Origin of the sequence: Paenibacillus sp. FSL R5-0766, assembly GCF_037971845.1 — a bacterium.
GTDB lineage: Bacteria > Bacillota > Bacilli > Paenibacillales > Paenibacillaceae > Paenibacillus.
This window is the reverse complement of record NZ_CP150227.1, coordinates 627,030-646,144: the sequence shown is the minus strand read 5'-3', so window position 1 is coordinate 646,144 and position 19,115 is coordinate 627,030. Positions and strand designations below refer to the sequence as shown.

At 47.5% G+C, this 19,115-nt stretch carries 15 protein-coding genes; 4 read left to right on the top strand and 11 right to left on the bottom strand.

What is annotated here, in order from left to right; all coding sequences use genetic code 11:
- Nucleotides 1-435 precede the first annotated feature (435 nt).
- The 3 genes from MKY66_RS03000 to MKY66_RS02990 form a co-directional block, all read right to left on the bottom strand.
- Nucleotides 436-1,734, bottom strand: a complete 1,299-nt coding sequence (locus MKY66_RS03000) for an ABC transporter substrate-binding protein (RefSeq protein ID WP_036607334.1) — start codon at nucleotides 1,732-1,734, stop codon at nucleotides 436-438.
- Nucleotides 1,735-2,501: 767 nt separating this feature from the next.
- A complete protein-coding gene (locus MKY66_RS02995; protein ID WP_076215555.1) occupies nucleotides 2,502-3,338 on the bottom strand; it encodes a carbohydrate ABC transporter permease in 837 nt (278 codons plus the stop codon).
- Nucleotides 3,338-4,219 carry a sugar ABC transporter permease gene (locus MKY66_RS02990; RefSeq protein WP_036607341.1) on the bottom strand — a complete coding sequence of 294 codons (882 nt, stop codon included), beginning with the start codon at nucleotides 4,217-4,219 and terminating at the stop codon, nucleotides 3,338-3,340. Before MKY66_RS02990 ends, MKY66_RS02995 begins: the two co-directional genes overlap by 1 nt.
- A 143-nt stretch (nucleotides 4,220-4,362) precedes the next feature.
- On the opposite strand from MKY66_RS02990, the gene MKY66_RS02985 reads away from it, so the two are divergent.
- Complete coding sequence (locus MKY66_RS02985; protein ID WP_076215557.1) at nucleotides 4,363-6,192, top strand: sensor histidine kinase; 1,830 nt, start codon at nucleotides 4,363-4,365, stop codon at nucleotides 6,190-6,192.
- 5 nt (nucleotides 6,193-6,197) lie between these two features.
- Entirely contained in the window at nucleotides 6,198-7,826 is a 1,629-nt protein-coding gene (locus MKY66_RS02980; protein ID WP_076215560.1) for a response regulator, read from the top strand.
- Nucleotides 7,827-8,186: 360 nt separating this feature from the next.
- Here the strand turns inward: MKY66_RS02980 and MKY66_RS02975 are convergent, their stop codons facing one another.
- A complete protein-coding gene (locus tag MKY66_RS02975; RefSeq protein WP_076215563.1) occupies nucleotides 8,187-9,152 on the bottom strand; it encodes an arsenic resistance protein in 966 nt (321 codons plus the stop codon).
- A 225-nt stretch (nucleotides 9,153-9,377) separates the two neighbouring features.
- On the opposite strand from MKY66_RS02975, the gene MKY66_RS02970 reads away from it, so the two are divergent.
- The gene (locus MKY66_RS02970; protein ID WP_076215566.1) at nucleotides 9,378-10,136 is read left to right on the top strand and encodes a tryptophan-rich sensory protein; all 759 of its coding nucleotides are present in this window, start codon (nucleotides 9,378-9,380) and stop codon (nucleotides 10,134-10,136) included.
- Nucleotides 10,137-10,241: 105 nt separating this feature from the next.
- Here the strand turns inward: MKY66_RS02970 and MKY66_RS02965 are convergent, their stop codons facing one another.
- From MKY66_RS02965 to MKY66_RS02950, 4 genes are all read right to left on the bottom strand, one after another.
- Nucleotides 10,242-10,616 carry a RidA family protein gene (locus tag MKY66_RS02965; RefSeq protein ID WP_076215569.1) on the bottom strand — a complete coding sequence of 125 codons (375 nt, stop codon included), beginning with the start codon at nucleotides 10,614-10,616 and terminating at the stop codon, nucleotides 10,242-10,244.
- Between the two features lie 149 nt (nucleotides 10,617-10,765).
- The gene (locus tag MKY66_RS02960; RefSeq protein ID WP_076215689.1) at nucleotides 10,766-11,422 is read right to left on the bottom strand and encodes an oxidoreductase; all 657 of its coding nucleotides are present in this window, start codon (nucleotides 11,420-11,422) and stop codon (nucleotides 10,766-10,768) included.
- Between the two features lie 154 nt (nucleotides 11,423-11,576).
- The gene (locus tag MKY66_RS02955) at nucleotides 11,577-12,788 is read right to left on the bottom strand and encodes an MFS transporter (RefSeq protein WP_179088572.1); all 1,212 of its coding nucleotides are present in this window, start codon (nucleotides 12,786-12,788) and stop codon (nucleotides 11,577-11,579) included.
- A 154-nt stretch (nucleotides 12,789-12,942) separates the two neighbouring features.
- Entirely contained in the window at nucleotides 12,943-14,358 is a 1,416-nt protein-coding gene (locus MKY66_RS02950) for an ATP-binding protein (protein ID WP_076215575.1), read from the bottom strand.
- Nucleotides 14,359-14,598: 240 nt separating this feature from the next.
- On the opposite strand from MKY66_RS02950, the gene MKY66_RS02945 reads away from it, so the two are divergent.
- On the top strand, nucleotides 14,599-15,252 hold the full coding sequence (locus MKY66_RS02945) for a phosphatase PAP2 family protein (RefSeq protein WP_083657323.1): 654 nt from the start codon (nucleotides 14,599-14,601) through the stop codon (nucleotides 15,250-15,252).
- A 4-nt stretch (nucleotides 15,253-15,256) separates the two neighbouring features.
- On the opposite strand, the gene MKY66_RS02940 is transcribed toward MKY66_RS02945, so the two are convergent.
- From MKY66_RS02940 to MKY66_RS02930, 3 genes are all read right to left on the bottom strand, one after another.
- Nucleotides 15,257-16,768, bottom strand: a complete 1,512-nt coding sequence (locus MKY66_RS02940) for an HD domain-containing phosphohydrolase (protein WP_076215578.1) — start codon at nucleotides 16,766-16,768, stop codon at nucleotides 15,257-15,259.
- A gap of 191 nt (nucleotides 16,769-16,959) precedes the next feature.
- The gene (locus MKY66_RS02935; protein WP_076215581.1) at nucleotides 16,960-17,943 is read right to left on the bottom strand and encodes an anti-sigma factor; all 984 of its coding nucleotides are present in this window, start codon (nucleotides 17,941-17,943) and stop codon (nucleotides 16,960-16,962) included.
- A complete protein-coding gene (locus MKY66_RS02930) occupies nucleotides 17,940-18,536 on the bottom strand; it encodes a sigma-70 family RNA polymerase sigma factor (protein ID WP_076215584.1) in 597 nt (198 codons plus the stop codon). The genes MKY66_RS02935 and MKY66_RS02930 overlap by 4 nt, the downstream gene beginning before the upstream one ends.
- Nucleotides 18,537-19,115 lie beyond the last annotated feature (579 nt).

Below are 19,115 nucleotides of genomic sequence, written 5' to 3'. Positions count from 1 at the left end.
ATTTTTGGATTTGTCATATTTAGAACTATACAGTACTAAACAGTTGAAAACAAGTATTTCTGTTAACAAAAGAGGACCTCCCACTCCAGCTACTCCATACTTGTCCACATTTAGAGTGTTATACACACAGGATATCCACATATAGTATTAACTCTGTGTTAAATAAGTCATTAGATCGTTAAACCGCTTTGAGGTTATCCACATTTCAGGAATATAGCTGACTTTGAACTTTTCAGAGAGCGTCATTGGCTCCTCGGAAAAACAAAAACAGGCCAACCAGAATAAGATTTCTGGCTAACCTGTTTCAATAGGCTAACTTTTTCTTTGGTAACCTGTGGATACTAGTTAATTTGGATAACTACCCTAAATTGAAGCTTCGGTCGGATCATCCTTTTTAATCAATATGACCAGATAGTATACCGTCCATGATCCGGATTATTTTTTCAGACTATCCCAGTTCTGTTGCAATGCGTCGAGCAATCCGGCTTTATCCGATTTGCCTGCAACGTAAGCCTGAATTGTGCTGCCATACTCTTGTGGAACCCCTTCAGGGAAACGGTTGAAGTTCCAGCTGAGTGTTTTATTTTCCTGGCTATACTTCATGATCTCTGTGGCGAGGTCACCCAGATCCTCTTCGGATGCCGTGATGGAACTGAACGCCGGAATGAATTTGAATTCTTTTGTCATGTATTGTTTCCCGATATCCGAAGTTACGAGCCATTCCAAAAACTCTTTTGCTTCCGGTTTCACTTGGGAATTCTTGTTCACAACCCAATAGTTCGGCACGCCGACAAACAATTTGTCATTTGGTTCATTGTTAATTGGCATTGGCAGGATACCCAGATTCAGATCTGGATCAATTCCATCGATCTGTACTTGAGTCCAGTTCCCTTGTTGCATCATCGCCGCTTCTCCACTCGCAAACAACGTAACTTGCGTATTGTAGTCGGTTGTGAGCGGGTTTTTGTTGCTGTATTTCAGCGTTAAGTCGAGCAAGTTGATCCAGTCGGCGAACACTTGGTTGCCAGGAATCTTCTCCGTACTTTCGTTGAGTCCTTGGATGAATTTCACCGGATCTGCCTGATTTGCAAATGCGACGTTTACGTTATGATTGCCCAGCACCCACCACTCCTGATACCCGTTAGAGAATGGGGTAATGCCTGCGGCTTGAAGTTTCTGTGCCGCTTGATCCAATTGTTCCAGTGTCGTTGGAATTTCGGTAATACCTGCTTTTTGGAAGAGGTCTTTGTTATAGATGAAACCATAACCCTCCAGCGCGAGCGGCTGTCCATAGAGCTTGCCGTCTTTGGTCATTGGCTCTTTGGCTACTTCGAGTGCATCCTTGGCCCATGATTCTCCAGACAGATCTTCCAGATATTCAAGCCATGTATCCAATTCACGATAACCACCTACGTTGAATATGTCCGGTTGTTCGCCAGCGGCAAACTTGGCTTTTAATGCAGCACCGTAGTCACTACCGCCACCTACGGTTTGAATGTCCAGTTTGACACCTGGATGGGAGGATTCATATTCCGCTTTGAGACGATTGAGTGCTTCCGCAATTTCGACTTTGAATTGGAAGATTTTAATGGTTTTATCTCCAGCAGCAGCCTCGCCACCACCTTGAGCATCCGTGTTGACCGGACTGCCACTCTTGTCTCCATTGCCACAACCCGCGAGCATTACCGAAAAAGCAATCAGCATAAGCAACGTCAACTTTGTCATTCTTTTCATACATACACTCTCCCTATAGTAGTTTCAGTATAACCGTTCCACTAATGAATATTTACACTGGCACTCCGATGACAGAATAACCTTCCGATCGCTGTTATCCCCAGATTTTTTTTGATCCATTATTAATGGGACAAATACGGGGATAAAGGCGAACGCTTCGCTTCTTCAAGTTATTTCTGTCCTCTCCGTTATCGTTGTAAATGTTTAGTTGAACTCATCAAGCCTTTATCAAGGAAGGAGCCCAATCTATCTGGGCCTCCTTCTCCCCTTTGCACACCTCCGTGCGAGGTGGGAGCAAAGGGATCAGGATGCGATGCAGGAGCGGAGCGTTCGCCTTTGATACTCGGTAGCTTCCTTGCCCCAATACATTCAGGCCACCGAGGAGCAACAGCGACCGAAAGCGCAACTTGATCCCGGTAGCGACCCTGCCTCGCACTCCGCCACAGCGCCCCTTCCCTCGCACACTCCCCTTCTACCTCACCGATCTGATCTTTAAATCTTTTTTTCTTGGTCTTTTCCCTTTATTGCTCTTTTCTCTTTATCGATGCTTTCTCTTCCCCAGGAGTCATGCCCAAGCTATGCGGGCATGACTCCCCTTTGCACACCTCCGTGCGAGGTGGGAGCAAAGGGATCAAGGATGCGATGCAGGAGCGGAGCGTTCGCCTTTGATACTCGGTGGCTTCCTTGCCCTAATCCATTCAGGCCACCGAGGAGCAACAGCGACCGAAAGCGCAACTTGATCCCGCTAGCGACCTGCACTCGCACCCTCACCCTTTAACTGATCCAGCCGTAATCCCCTGAATGATATACTTCTGCATCAGCAGGAAGAAGATAATGATCGGCATGATACCGAGCACAAGTGCCGGCAAAGCCAGATCCCATTGCTTCGTATATTGACCGAAGAGTGCAAAGGTCGCAATTGGGATCGTACGCAGGTTGGAGCTTTGCAGGATCAGGGATGGAAGCAGATAATCATTCCAGATCCAGAGTGTGTTCAGAATGATGACGGTTACATACATCGGTTTCATGAGTGGAAATACGATCCGGAAGAACACTCCGTAGACCGAGCTTCCATCCACACGGGCCGCTTCCTCAATCTCCAGCGGGACGGATTTTACGAATCCGTGGAACAGGAAGACCGACATCGGTGCCCCGAAACCGAGATAACAGATAATGAGGCCACCAAGGCTGTCGATCAATCCCAGATTACTGGTTACAGTAACAAGTGGAATCATGATAGACTGGAACGGAATCACCATGGCTGCAATGAACATGCCGAACAAAATCCGGTTGAACCGGGTATTGCTGCGAACCATTCGATACGCGGCCATGGAACTGATCAGCACAAGCAACAGATTGCTGACCACCGTAACGATAAGCGAGTTCATCAGCGCGGACGGGAAGTTAATTTTCTCCCAAGCGTTCGCATAGTTGCCCCACTGGAATACTTCCGGCCATGCAGCCGAATTGGTGAGCAGATCACCGAAGGTTTTGACCGAATTCACAAACAGGAAGTAGAACGGAACCAGGAATAAAAGTCCAATGAGTACCATGACAATCTCAGTTAGAATGGTACTGAAGCGGTAATTTTTTGTCGTCTCCATTAGGCTTCTACCTCCTTGCTCTTCGTCAGACGTACCTGAATCATGGTGATAATGGCAACGATTACGAAGAACACGAGCGCTTTGGCGGTTCCGATGCCATATCTGTTATTCACAAAAGCTTCATTGTAAATATTAAGTGCAACCGACTCTGTCGATCCGAACGGTCCACCTTTGGTTAGCGACAGATTGAGATCGAACATTTTGAACGACCAGGAGATCGCCAGGAACAGACAGATCGTTACACCCGGCATAATGAGCGGAAGAATGATGCTCCGCAGTACCTGCCAGCGACTTGCGCCATCAATCTCGGCGGCTTCCAGCAAATCAGGGGATACATTTGTCAGAGATGAGATGTAGATGACCATCAGATATCCTGCGGTCTGCCATACAAACACAATCACGATTCCCCAGAAGGCAGTTGGTTCATCTCCCAGCCAAGGAAGGTTGAAGAAGGACCAGCCGGTTACATCGCCTACTGCTGAAAACCCTTTCACAAATATGAACTGCCAGATAAAGCCGAGCAACAACCCACCGATCACGTTAGGCATAAAAAAGATCGTACGCAGAATGTTTCTCGTCTTAAGCGGTTTGGTCAGGAAATACGCCAGGAAAAAACCGATCACATTGGTCAGTACTACACCAACCACGGTGAAGCGCACCGTAAACCAAAACGCCGTTTGGAACTTGGGATCATTCGCAAACACATGCACGAAGTTATCAAACCCTACCCAATTAATGTTCTCGGATACCCCGTTCCAATCCGTGAAGGAATACACCATGCCAAGCAGGAAAGGGACCACGATGATGAGAATAAAAAACACGATGGAGGGACCCACGAACACAAGCTGCTGTAACAGCTGTGAAGATTTGCGATGCTTCATATCGTTCTCCCCTTCTATAGATGGATGAAATTGGTCTCTTTTTCTATTAAACCCCATTATCGCCGAGGGAAACACCGACCCTTGTGAACAGTTGGGGGTAAAATATTGTCCTCTCTTAACCTGCAACCAGAAGGGGTGTTCCGATGTCCAAATACTACAGTATACGCACCAAATTGATTGCCTTTATGCTCATTGCTACCACCCTTCCGCTGCTCGCATCGATCAGCATGACGTTTATTCAGACCAAAACGGCCTTGCGGGAACAGGCTGTTGAAGAGAACAAACGCCTGATCTACCAAGCGTCCACCAATCTCAACAACTATGTGGATAACGTGGCCAGAGCGTCGCTCGCTGTGTATAACGACCCGAACTTTCTGCGTAACTTGGCAAAGATTCCTGGTGATTATCGTGCGGTTGCCGAGGTGTACACCACTTTGCAGACGATCCGCGCGGCAGTGCCGGATGTATTCCAGCTGTATTTGCACTCTTTTGCCGCCAATCAATCCACCTTAATTACCAATCCCTTTCCGAAGCGGGAGGAACGCAAACAGGCCTATTCCGGCTCGCTTCATGGAAAAACAAGTGGTGACAGCCCGGATATCTGGGTGGAATCGGCCCACATGAGTCACACGTACGGATTCAAGGCTGCCTCCCCCGATGATCCTGCAAGAACAGTCATTACCTTGCATCGGGTGATCAAAGATATTCCGTCCACCGAGCGTCTGGGTGTACTCGCCATTGATCTGAATATGAATACCATTGCAGCAATCTGTGGCAGGCTGTATGATCCGGCTAAGGAACAGATCTATGTTGTGGATGGTCAGAATCAGATCATTTACCAGGGGCGTTCCGAGGTCAATCATACGGATGCACTACGAGAGGAAACGGCTAGTGAACTGAATATCGCGCGATCTAGCGCAGGTACAGCCCAGAATGTCGCAGGACATTTTGAACAGGATCGTTCCATGTATGTATACCAGCAACTTGGCAGCACGTACGCTGACTGGACCATCGTCAAACAGATTCCGAATGAGACGTTATATGCCAGAGCGACCACACTTACGTGGAATAACGCGATGATTGCCATTGCAGCACTAGTGTTGGTCATTGTTGCAACCTTGTTCATCTCCATCCGAATCACCGGTCCGCTCAAGCAACTTATGCGGTATATGAACCAAATTCAAGCCGGGCGTCTGCATGTGGATATCCATCTATCCAGTCGAGATGAATTCGGGGTGCTCGCTCGTCATTTCCGGGATATGATGGATACGGTAAATAATCTTATTTTGCGTGAATATCGACTCGAGATCGCCAATAAGACAAATCAGCTCAAAGCGTTGCAAGCGCAGATTCATCCGCATTTTCTATATAACACACTGCAATCGATCGGTACACTTGCCCTTCAACAGCAAGGACAACGGGCGTATACCCTACTATCTTCCCTGTCCAAAATGCTGCGCTACAGCATGCGGGATCAGACCTGCGTGACCTTACGCGAAGAGGCGGAGCATGCCCGATTATATCTGGAACTACAGCAGGAGCGGTTTGGTGACCGCCTTGAGGTGGATTTGGATTTTGCCGAAGATACCCTGTCTGTCGAAATGCCAAGAATGACGTTACAACCTTTAATTGAGAACTATTTCAAACATGGAGCAGATATTCAGCCTGGCAAAGGTCACATATCCCTATCCAGCCGCCGGATCAATGATCATTGGATTGAAATAGAACTGAATAATAACGGCCCCTCCATACCTGAAGATAAATTACTGGAGATCCGCGGATGGCTGCATCAGAGTCATACAACAACCGGGTTATCCACACAAGAATCCAACGAGTCTGAATCCATCGGTCTACGAAATGTAATACGCCGACTTCAATTGAACTCACATCCCGGTCACTCAGCCAGGCTGGAGATCAACAATCAGGAACCCAATGGTGTGAAGATCACGGTTAAACTATACGCGGGAGAGTGAACAACATGAAGGTACTGCTTGTAGATGATGAAAAACATGTCCGCGATGCCATAAGGTTGCTTGGTCATTGGAAAGACTTTGGCATTGATACATTACTTGAAGCAGCAGACGGGGATGAAGCCATCGCCGCCATCACGGCACATCAACCTCAAATCATACTCAGTGACATGCGTATGCCGGGCAAGGACGGTATGGCATTGCTTGAATGGATATCGGCTCACACCCCGCACAGCAAGGTGCTGGTTATCAGCGGATATGATGATTTTGAACTTGTGAGGCATGCAATCAGGCATGGTGGCATGGACTACCTCCTGAAACCTGTGGAAGCAGATGAGCTGAATGCATCTCTATTAAAGGCCGTTACAGCTTGGGAAGAGGAAGACGCCATTCGGATACAATCCACCAGGCAATCCATTGTTGTTAATCGAATGCGCCCACACTACCAGGATCGTCTGCTCACCGAACTTGCCGTTGGAAGAGGCAGCAGCCCATCACACATGCAGCGATTGCAGGATGAGTTAAATCTCCCCTATCTAATCCCTGTCTGTAGTGTCGCTGTCACCAGCCTGTCCCATCTGGATGCAGATTGTCTGGCAAAATACCGCAGTCAACCGGACCTGCTAGTGTTCTCGGTCCTCAATATCGGTGCCGAGATGTTATCCACACCAGACGAAGGCGTAATGTTTCGTCAGTTGGATCAACCGGACGAGATTGTTCTGCTGCATTGGGGTCCATCCACTTCATTGGAACATATTCTGGAGAAGGTCAATCATGGATTGGAACAGACGATTCAGCGCCGGCTTCATTTTGGGATCTCCAGCTGTGAGTCTTATCCTGGCGGAATCTCAGCAGCCTATCTGGAAGCAAGTTCAAGGCTGTGGAGACGTAATGCTTTGCAAATTAAACAGCGAATCCATGCTTCAGTGGAATCATCAAATGGGAATAAAATCAGGCGTTTAACCGCCCATGAAGAGCCCCTGCGTATGGCAGCCATGAGCTGCCGGGCTTCCAGTGTATCTGCTGCGGTCGCCGAGTGGATTGACCCGATTACTGATCTTGAGGTTGTCAGTGCTGAGCAGATCCAGCAATGGATCGACGAGCTGGAATGGATGCTGAGCCGCTGGCTTGATGATACGGCAGGTTCGTCATTCCAAGAGGAAGAAGTGACGGAGGAACAGTCTATTCCCTTTGCCGAGTTACCTTTGGACGCTGAAGGACTGTTATCCTTCCCCCTGCTTCGTTCATTATTGGAACAACGGCTGCTTGCCGCAGGAAAGGCGCTCACCGCTCATCACCACGCCAATCCTGATCCCATGAGTGAGATTGCACGTTATATGGACGCCCATTATCAGGAGGACCTGTCCTTACAGCAGATTGCCGCACGTTTCTATCTGAGCCGGGAGTATATCTCACGCAAATTCAAACAGCAATTTGGTCTGAACTGGTCGGAATATCTGGGCAAACTGCGAATCAATAACGCCAAGCTGTTACTGCAAAATCCTTCCCTGCGAGTCGCCAAAATCTCGGAGATGGTTGGATTTCAGGATGAAAAGTATTTCAGCAAAGTGTTCAAAAAAATGGAGGGCATCACGCCAGCAGAATATCGTAAAACATTATTGGAGGCGGGTACGTAACGAGTACCTGATTCGAATCAAAAAGAGTACTCCCGGCATGGCCCATCGGAAGTACTCTTTTTATTTTACTTTTACAGAAAATAGCATAGATCATGACGACTTGTTGACTCTTCCTTTTCTAAGATAGGATACGATCCGAGAGATTGTACCTATTAAAATTACAGCCATAAATCCATAAGCCATATTATTTCCTGTCTTATGAGCTACTACGGGGAAATAGATGAGGCTGAACAGTAATAGGACAATATCCAGGTAGAACATAATCTTTCGATAAATAGGGATTCTCACCTCCCCCTTTTATTTACCATAAATGGTTTTATTAATTATAATAGATCATAACATAGATACGTCCTAGTCCGCTCACCGATCCCGCAAAATCACCGCAGGTACAAGTCGAATGTAGATTAGCTCCCCTACAAGCTCCACCATCGTCTGTGTAACAATAACAGCCGCAGCAATGGTTGCCCATTCTGGTGGGAGTGCCAGCGCCAACGGCAGAACAACCAGCGAATTCCGTGTGGCTGAACTGAAAATCAACGCCCGCCCGGTGGCTGGATTCAATCGAAACCCATTAGCAATGATCCGAGATATCCAAGGCATAATGATCAGAAAAGCAACGTAGATCGGGATCACGTTCACGATAATTGCCATATCATTGTAGACTTTGCCAATCTGGGAAGCGACAACCACGATCAGCGCAAGTGCCATCATCGGAACCGGGAGCCATGCCGTTGCATTCATGACCTGCTCCCCGCTCACTTTACCTCTTGAGAGAACTTGTGTAACAACAGCAAGCAGCAGTGGAATAACGATCAGAAACAGAAAAGCCTCCACAAACGGCCCTACCTGCATGATCTGCGCCACCTCGTTACCCATCAATAGCCATAAATAAAACGGCAACAAGATCATTTGTATAACGAATAAAAGAGGTGTTGCGGCGAGCATCAGCTTCTCATTGCCCCTGCCGAATTGTGTGAACACAATGACGTAATCAATACAGGGCGTTAACAGTACCAGATAGACTCCGATTAGAACGCCTGGTGATTGCGGAAAGACAAGTGTGAGCAACCATACAACTACAGGTACTGCAATAAAATTAGCCACCAGTAGCGCCCCCATAAATCGAAAATTGGACCAGGACTCTTTTAACTGTAAAAAGGGAATCTGTACAAACATGCTGTATAACAAAATGGCAAGAACCGGGGACACGGTGTAGTGTAAAACATTCCCCCATACCGGATTACTCAGCCCTATCGCTACTCCTAAGAACAATGCAACTACATAGAACCAGGTTTGCTGTCGCTCCATCGTTTCTCTTGTGAGCATTCTCTTCCTCCTCTTCTGGTGGGACATCGTGGGCATGGACATATTTCCGCTTCGTTTCGCGTACATTGGGACAGAGTACCGTTCCAACGTAGTGGCAGAGCACAAGAATCTGAAAGAACAACTTGTGAATTTTTTGCGGCTGTTATTAGAATGTGCAAGAACTGGGTATATTCATTGTAGACTGACCCGTGGTTCATTCATTCGTTAAACCAAGGAGGAAACACAATGTCACGTAACAATCCGTACAAGTGGTTAAACGCCATTGGTTTTATCGCTGTAATTATCGTGAATTACCTCTCCAACGCTCTGCCGATCGGGGGCAAGACCAATAAAGAAGTATCGGATATGTATCCTGTGCTGCTCACACCTTCTGGCTATGCCTTCTCTATATGGGGTTTGATCTACTTGCTATTGGCAGGGTTTGTGATCTATCAGTTCGTGCCTGCTTCCTGGAAAAGGGACTCGATTACCCGTCTCGGGTATTGGTTCCTAGCAAGTTGTGCCTTTAACGTCGCATGGATTTTTGCTTTTCAAAACTTGCAAACTGGTCTCGCCTTACTGATTATTGTACTGCTTCTATTGTCCTTGATCGTGCTGTATGTAAAAACACGTACTATCACTGTGCCAACCACTGCTGAGATCTGGCTTGTGAAGCTGCCATTCAGCATCTATCTCGGATGGGTTAGCGTGGCAACAATTGTCAATGCAGCTGTTCTGTTATATAAAATTGGCTGGGATGGTTTTGGTCTCAGCGAACCGACCTGGACGATCATCATGCTGATTGTGGGTATGGTGCTGGCTGTACTCGTTAGTTTCCGTTATCGCGATAGCATATACCCACTTGTATTCACATGGGCGTATATCGCCATTGCACTTAAACAAAAGGATGTCACTTCCGTATATTATACGGCAATCATCATTGCGATCGTACTGGCCATCTATGCAGTATGGTTGTTCTTCGCCCGTAATCAGGATCGCGATTGAGCGACTCAACTTCAATATTAATACAAAAACGTAACGCAAACAGCCGATTCTGGTCATTCGACCTGAAATCGGCTTTTATGTATACCGTAGTGAATGAAAGTTGTCCTATTTCAGGGCAATAACTTCAATCTCCACCAGTGCATCTTTTGGCAAACGAGCAACTTCCACTGCACTGCGTGCAGGATAAGGCTGTTCGAAGAACGTGCTATAGACTTCATTCACAGGAACAAAATCGTTCATATCCTTCAGGAACACCGTCGTTTTCACGATTTTATCCATACTTGTACCTGCTGCTTCAAGAATAGCCTTCACATTGCTCAAGGACAGACGTGTCTGCTCCTGTACATCTGCACCGAATTCTCCCGTTTGAGGATTCAGGCCAAGTTGCCCGGAAGTGTAGATGAAATCGCCTGCATCAACGGCTTGACTGTATGGACCAATGGTGCCTGGCGCCTGATCGGTAGAGATTGGTTTTTTCATGGGACGAGTTCTCCTTTGTGTTCGTTATCCTGCTGCCGCATGGAGTCAGGGTTCGAACTCATTTTTGTTGCCTATTATACCACGATCTACCACAAGCGAGAAACGCTCCTGCCTATACAGATGAAGCAAACAGCTCGTTCAAAGGTTTCTTAACCTCCGTCCGCGCCAAGGACATGAATGACTTCATTCGCATACACATGGTTTCCCTTGGCTTGCACCAGTGCAATATTGGTCATGGCCTGTGCAATGGTTGCGGCGTGGACCGCCCGGTATTTGTCCGCTCTGCCTTTCATCCAGCGATCCAGAAACTTCATGGCATGGGCAGCCATCTGCTCACCGAACCGCTTCTCGTTTCGATCTCCCAGAATTAAGGAAGGGCGGAAGATATGCAATGACGGTAAACCGATATCGGACAATGCCTCCTCCATTTCCCCTTTGGTCCGACTGTAAAAGACTCTGGAACCTGCACTCGCTCCCATGGAGGAGATCACCAGCATCTGTGATACACCATGTCGCTTCGCAATCGTAGCTGCACGAACCGGGTAATGATAATCCACCTGACGGAAACTGTCCTGACTGCCTGCTTTTTTGATCGTTGTACCCAAACAACAATACAGGTCATCGATTCCATCGAATAAGTGGTCTTGGCTCTCCAGCTGTTCCCAGTCCACCACATGCTGTTCCAGTTTGGGATGTTGCAGCTCAAGCGGACGTCTAACCAGAACCCGAACCAGGCTGTATGCCGAGTGTTCCAGCAGATGATGAACCAGTAATTCGCCTACAAGCCCCGTGGCTCCAATCACCATGGCTTTCCGTTCGAGACGATTCAATTACATCCCTCCACTTCGCCATCTTTTTTTGAAGTCATACCAGATACATATGATCAATCTAAACATTTACAAGGTTGTTCTGTCATCGAAGTGCCAGTGTAAATATTCATTAGTTGAAATTATATCGTTTCTATTTTAACAGTACACGACGTCCAAGGGTAAATGTCAGAATCAGCATCACGACACCAACCCCCACCTGAAATCCATAGGCTGAGATCCAGGCCAGCGCATCGGACCAAGTCCCCATCTTTTCATACAACCAGCCACCCAACAACGGCCCGAGAAACGAAGTTACTCCGGTCAGAGCCGAATACACCGCGACAAACATCGGTCTTTCACTTTTGGGTGTGTCTCCAATCGTAAAGTTAAATGCCAGCTGATTGAATCCACCTACACCGATCCCAAGGAAGATATGAGATAAAAATAATGCGATCAATACGGGCATGAACGACATTAACCCCCACGACAAACAGGAGAGTGCAATGACTGGCAATGTCCAAAATAGGAGCGTTTTGTTGCTGAATCTGGCATTCAGATTGCCCCAGACATAGAAACCGGCCATCATAACCAGCGTCTGGACTACCGTGATCAGGGATACGGTCTGATAATTAATATTCAATAGATCCAACATCACATAGGAATAGAGCGGAACAATCAAGGTCTGGATCAATAACCAGACAGCCAGGAACAGCGTTGCTTTCAGGAAAGAACGATCCTGGAACGGCTTGATGAACATGCGCCAGAAAACCTTTTCGGTAGAACGTTCAAAGGGCACATCCGGATAAAAGAAATAGATGACTGTATTGGCAATGGCACAGATCCACACCGGAATAAACAGGATCAGAAAGCCCATTTCTCCGGGGTAACGGTCCAAAACAATACCACCAGCGAATAAGCATACGCTTCCAAGAGCATTCAGAATCGTATTTCGAATTCCAAAATAACGCCCTCTCACCTTGGCAGGTACGATATCGCCAATCAGTGAAGTCCAGATCATGCCGCCGATGGTATTTGATATAAAAGCAACCGTATACACGCCAATATATACGCTTACCCACCACTCTTTGGGAAATATAAACGGGATCAGTCCCGTCGCACTCCACAAGATACGATGTGTGCCCACAAATAGTAGCAACATGCGTTTTCGGCTGCGAATACGCTGCATCCAGTAAGCTGCTCCGATCTGGGCAATGTTTACGAACGTTGTAATCGCGAGCACAAAGCCGATATGTCTCGACCCGGCCCCAAGGTACAGCAGAAATCCGGTTAAAAACGGGCCTCCCAGCAAGGTCTGTAAAATAATTGCCGGTACACCCTCCCATGTTGCAATCGATAAATTCATGCGTTGTGTCGAACCCTTGCGCCGTGGTTTGCTTGCTGACGGGGGAGGGTTAACGTTGACCGTCTTCTGTATGGGGATACACTCCTTAGACCGGGTCTCAAAAGCCGGTCGATGCTAGTTGTCATCCCAAATTCTACTCACAGCGCGAAGGTTGTCAACTCATTTTTTCACGGTCCAACGGAAGATAGAGATGGAAGGTGCTTCCTTTACCTTCAGTGCTCTCCAGTTCAATCGATCCCCCCAGTAATCTCGCTAAATCCCTACTGATCGACAGACCTAGTCCGGTACCGCCAAATTTTCGACTAATCGACCCGTCTGCCTGCTGAAATGCTTCAAATATGGAATGATGCTTGTCCTCCGAAATACCAATGCCTGTGTCCTGAACGGAGAAAATAAGCCATCGATTCTGAATACCTGCATTCTTAATCTGCTTGGTGCTTACGGTCAACGTGACTTTCCCCCGGTGAGTGAACTTGATGGCATTGGACATCAGATTCCGCAAAATCTGTTGAACCCGCTGGGGATCAGACCAGAGCGTCTCGGGCAACCCCTGTTTTTTGTCCAGAACCAACTGAATTCCCTTTTTCTCGGCAACGAGTTGAAAGTGGCTCATGGCATATTCTGTAAGTTGTGCGACACTGATATCCTCCAGTACAATATCCAGCCGCCCCGCTTCTACTTTGGAAAGATCCAGAATATCGTTAATGAGCGTGAGCAGTTCCTGCCCGGACTGGTCGATCATATTGGCAAAACGTACAATATCCTCCTGATCCATCGTGTCGGCATTCTCGCTGATCATCTGGGCAAAGTTAATGACACTGTTCAGTGGTGTACGCAGTTCATGGGACATATTGGCGAGAAATTCGGATTTATACTGTGAGGCAATCATCAATTGTTTCGCTCGATCCTCCAGTACAATCTGGGCTTTCTGTAACTCTTCCTTTTGCACAGACAATAGCCGGTTTGTACTCTGGATCAGCAAAATACGATTCTGTTCATTCTGAAAATCACGTAAAATAAATGCAAAAATAAGGCTCAGAAAAATGCCTGTAGGGAGTGTATAAGGCATAATATGTGAAAAGAAGTATGTAGCCGGGATCACACCAACGATAGCAATGTTTACACTATTGACCACATTGACGATAACTGTAACAAGGATTCCTTTAATAATCAGCCTGTAGTTGCTGCGTCTCATCCATATATTCAGACCTGCACATATCACGCCCAAAACAGACATGTTAAGTACTGCCGCCAATGTAGCATCCGTGATGCCAAAAGTCAGCCTCGACAGCCCAATTCCAATACCCACGATGATTACGCTATAGGGTTGTCTATACGTTAGAACGGCTACAATTAAAGGAACATATCGAAGATCAAAGACCACTTCATCGGTGAGTTGAAACCCAAAAACCGTACTGATCCAACCTGCAAATATAAGGACAAGCACGGAGCTGATCTGCTTCACTCGGGAAGAGGTACGTATTACGACATATTTATAGAACACACTAGCAAGATATGCAATGGTAATAAGCATCCCCATATTCAATACGAACATTTTTGAAAATTGCATTCACTCACTCCTGTTGTACCGACTTTACTGGCCAAAGTGCCTTCGTCCGTATGTGTCTCTATCATATCATGCCCATTGAAACTTCCGCATTCCTTCTTCGTCAAAAAAATACACAAAAATACACAAATCAGGATTCAATTTGTGCGCTGGTCGTAGTAGAATATATTGTTGTTTAAATTTGAATTAGTTATTTGCTGGGGTCATGCTCCTAGGGAGCATGAATGAAAGGAGTAAGGTGTTGTGCAATTGTTAAAAAGCAAATCCTATTGGCTGTCATTGAGTTTAATGCTGTCTTTGGCCGTCATGGGGCTCTTCTATGATATTCTTAATAGTCCAGAACGCGGGTTCGTAGTGCTTGATTCGCCGCTTGACCGGATCATTCCTTACGTGCCTGGCATGTCTATTCCATATTTGGGCTGGTACCCGTTTGTATTCGGTGTGCTCGCTTACCTGTGTGCCAAGGATCGCCTGACGTATTACCGTGTCTTGTTATCCATGAATATCTGTGTCTGGATATGTTATCTGATCTACTTCAACTTTCAGACCATGGTACCGCGCCCGGAACTGACGGGTACAGGCCTGGGAGCTTCTGTTCTCGGATGGCTCTATAGCCAGGATCGTCCTTATAATTGTTTTCCAAGTATTCATTCTCTTCACTCTTATTTGGTTATGCGTGCCGTTCTCTCGGTTCCAAGCATCCGCAAACCCATCAAGATTTTGGTGGCTGCCGGGGCAGCAACCATTATAGTATCCACGCTAATGATCAAACAACATGTGATCTATGACGCCTTGGGTGCAGTCATACTCGGCGAATGTGTTCTCACCATCATAACAGGCCTCGCTCTACACCGGAGACGCAGAAAAGAATCGAAGTGGACCGAGGGAATCAACTGATCCCTCACTTCGATGGTTTCTGAAGATGCTGTTGTCGTCTCCATTCATCAATAAACAAACCTGCAAAATAGGGGTCCCATTGGGTCCCTTTTCCTTCTTCCAAAATCGTTAGCGCTTTCTCGTGACTCATCCCATTCCGATATGGTCGATCGGACGTCATGGCATCAAAGGCATCCGCTACCGCAATGATGCGGCCAAAAAGGGGAATATCTTCACCAGCCATCCCATCCGGGTATCCTTTGCCATCATATCTCTCATGGTGAGATCGTACACCTGGCAGAAAGTCGGCCATGGCATCAATAGGCTCTATCTGTAACAAAATACTTTCTCCCTGCACGGGATGTGTACGAATAATCGCAAATTCCTCATCGCTTAGTTTTCCATCCTTCAGCAGCACCTCATCAGGTATGCCGATTTTCCCGATATCATGAAGCAGGGCTGATTTGTACAATAAATCCGCCTGTTCCTCATTCATTCCGCTCAGCTTACCAATCATCAGCGAATACTCTGCCACACGCATGGAATGCCCTGCCGTGTACTTATCTCGGGCGTCTAAAGCAGCAGCCAGTGTAGAAAAATAACTTTGCAATAACTGTCGATTGCGCTCCTGTCTCATCTCCAGCCGATTAATCATCATATTAAAGCCGGAGATCAGTGCCGAAAACTCATCCGCATATAGATCCGGAGCTCGTCGGCCAAGATCTCCCCCCTGAATTCGGTTCATCTCATGTGTCAGTTCAGCAACTGGATCACGAACATCACGAATCAACAGCCAGCTTCCCACCAGCGCAAACCCCGCGCCCAGAACAACGATGAGAATTCCCCACAGTATGTACTCTTTCGCAAATTCACTGTCCATATACTGAAGTCGGATATATGTAGCAAGGAAAAATAGAAATAAAGGAAATAAGCCAATCAGTGCCGTACTTAGCTGAAATTTACGCTGGATCGATACCAGGATGCGCCCTCCCAGTGAAGGTTCCATCCCGTATTGGACTTTGCCTCGATGACGAATCTCAAGTAACAGGGGTCTAATCGCCCGCACCGTTAGGTAATACTCAATCAGCGCATGCATGATGGCAATCAGAAAGGCACACGCAGCGGCCACGACAGTATAGAAGTAAGGAAATTCAAGCCACCCTGTGGATATCATCCATAATGTTAATCCGGCTGCCGGAAGTGAGAAGCCAAGCATGTGCGGACCCATGATCCGATATATGGTCTGTCCCGGGAAACGATGAATTTTCTCATACATGTGGTTCAATTCGTCTCTCTCGTGATGCTCGGAAGTGAAAAATTGTCTTATGGGGCCAAGCTGTACCCACAGCGTAATTAATTCTGCAACCAGCATGAACAAGAGTGAAATCAGTACAATGAAGATGAGTCGAACAAATTGAATATTGGGTATTTGCAGAGTAGATACCATAACTACTGTACCGACAACAAAAACAGCTGCCAGTGAACCGATCAGATAATTGCGTATTAGGCGAAAGATAAATGAACGGTATGCTTCCAACTGAACCCCTCACTCTCTATGTGCAACCAGTTCTCCCTTGAGACACAGGGAGATTAAGGGTATTGCCTTCTATTTGTTTATCGGTTGCTCCGACTAAAAAAATTAATAAAATCCAATGGGTGGGTATCAGAACTGGAAAACACAAAAAGGCTGCTCTACGACGGAGCAGCCTTTGGTGATATATCCTATATTTATCCTTTAATCTTGGCAGCCAGAATCATTGTACCGCGTGGCTCATCTCCCATTGCATCCGGTTCAAGCGTGATGGCAACCGTATCATAGTCGTTGGCCGAATCCAATGTGTAGTATACTGCTCCCGTTCCGTCACGACTAAGGAAAGTACCCGCATTCTGAGGGGTATCTCCTTTGATCAACCAGACCTGAAAAGCCTCGTTGCCTTCCAGGTCCGGCAGGTTCTCAGCCTGCACAACCAGGTGAGTGCCTTTGCTGTCAATAACGATGGTTGCGAGACCCTGAGCTACAATGTCCTGCGTTGCAGGATTCAGCTTCACTGCCTCGCCAGTCTGCATGCCCTGTGCGGGCTTCAGAGCTGATGCCAGCTGCTCTTGCAGCTGTGCATTCTGCGCCTGTGCCTGCACCAGTTGCTCTTGCGTAGCCGACGAGCCCGCCGCTTGCTGCGTCAGCGAGTCGATCTGGCTCTGCAGCTGCGCCGTGTACACGCCCAGCAACAGTGCCACGGCCGCAAGGCCGGCACTGGCTATGCGCCAGGCGCTGCTGCTGCGCGCACGCGCGCGCGCTTGTGGCTGCCATGGCTGTGCCTGGGCAGCCTCTTCCACCCGGGCCGCAGGCACCGCCGTTACCGGCGGCAAGCCTGGACCGGGCTGCGCCGCACGTTTGTGCTGCGGCGCAAGATCCGCCTGAAGCACCACGGGTGCTTCAGGCTCTGCAGGAGCAGCCGCTGGCTTCGCCTCGGCGCTCTCCTGCACGTGTCCGAGCACGTTGCCCAGCACACGTGCTCGCATGCCTTGCGGCGGTGCTACAGGTTCCGCCGCAAGTGGCAGGAAGCCAGTCACTTCCTGCAATTCCCTTACCTCCTGGCGGCAAGGTTCGCAAGTTGCCATATGCGCTTCAAACGCCGCCACTTCCTCTGCTTCCAGTCCGCCCAGCACATACATCGGTGCCAGATCAGACCACTCCTCATGTCGTTCTATCATGGATGTATGCCCTCCCTTCCCGCGTCCGGATGCAATTCAGCATCGGCCAGCAACTTTTGGAGCTGTCGCATGGCAAGCCTGACACGGCTCTTTACTGTACCCAGCGGAATCCCGAATCGGCTGGATACTTCCTGCTGGGTTAATCCCGCATAATAAATCGATTCTATAACTTGTTGCTGATCACCGTTCAATTGGGACAACGCCTCTTTAATCCGGGTACCTTCCCATTTACGCTGCACTTCTTCTTCCGTGTTCGTATGTTCATCGGCATAGGCCGCCAGTGTCTCGTGTTCAACTGAAGTAGCCGCTGCCCCTTTTGATTTCCGCCTCAGCATGTCCACTGCAATGTTACGCGTAATCGCAAACATCCATGTGGTCAGCTTCCCCTGTGAGGCATCGTAACGTTCAGCATTATTCCAGACCCGCATAAAAAGTTCCTGAACGGTCTCTTCTGCCGTCATGGGATCACCAACGATCCGGTAGGCAAAAGAATACACCGCTCGCTCATAACGGTCATATAAAAGCTCCAGTGCGGAGGCATCACGTTCCGCGATCTGTCGCATTAACCTGCTGTCCTCCATCGATTCAGTCATGCGAGGGCCCCTTTCTGTTTCTTCCCTCTTATTATAACCTACGCAGAAACTTTTGAAGAGGATTACCCCTATGAAGAAATAGTTTGAAAAATTTTCTGTATCTTTCAAACTAACCTTTCACTTTCCAACTTAAAAACAGTCCGAAAACATGCTGCTCTGGTCGCGCTTTCCTTTTTATTGCAAATAATTACAGCCTGTGGTATACTATAAAAGTTGTATTAAACAACCTCATATGATTTCTGTCTTCTTTAAACCCCGGAATATTTTCTTCATGCTGCGACCGCAGCGAATTTTTAAGCACAACTAACCTATGAAGATTGAAGAACCTGAATCACAATAACCCGGTAGTACAGAGTTTCACAAGATGTTCCCATTCACACTGGCGCGGTCATCGGAGCCGCAAGGACAAAAGAGAGGTAGGGCTTTTGTTGTTTTGGATATCACTTATTCTTGAGAAGATTGAAAACATACACAAAGCACCCGGAATTGGGTTCCGGGTGTTTATCTATGTCTACATATTCAATTCAGCAACATCTACAGACAATCGCCCCCCACAATTGAGAAAAGTCTTCCTTCCAC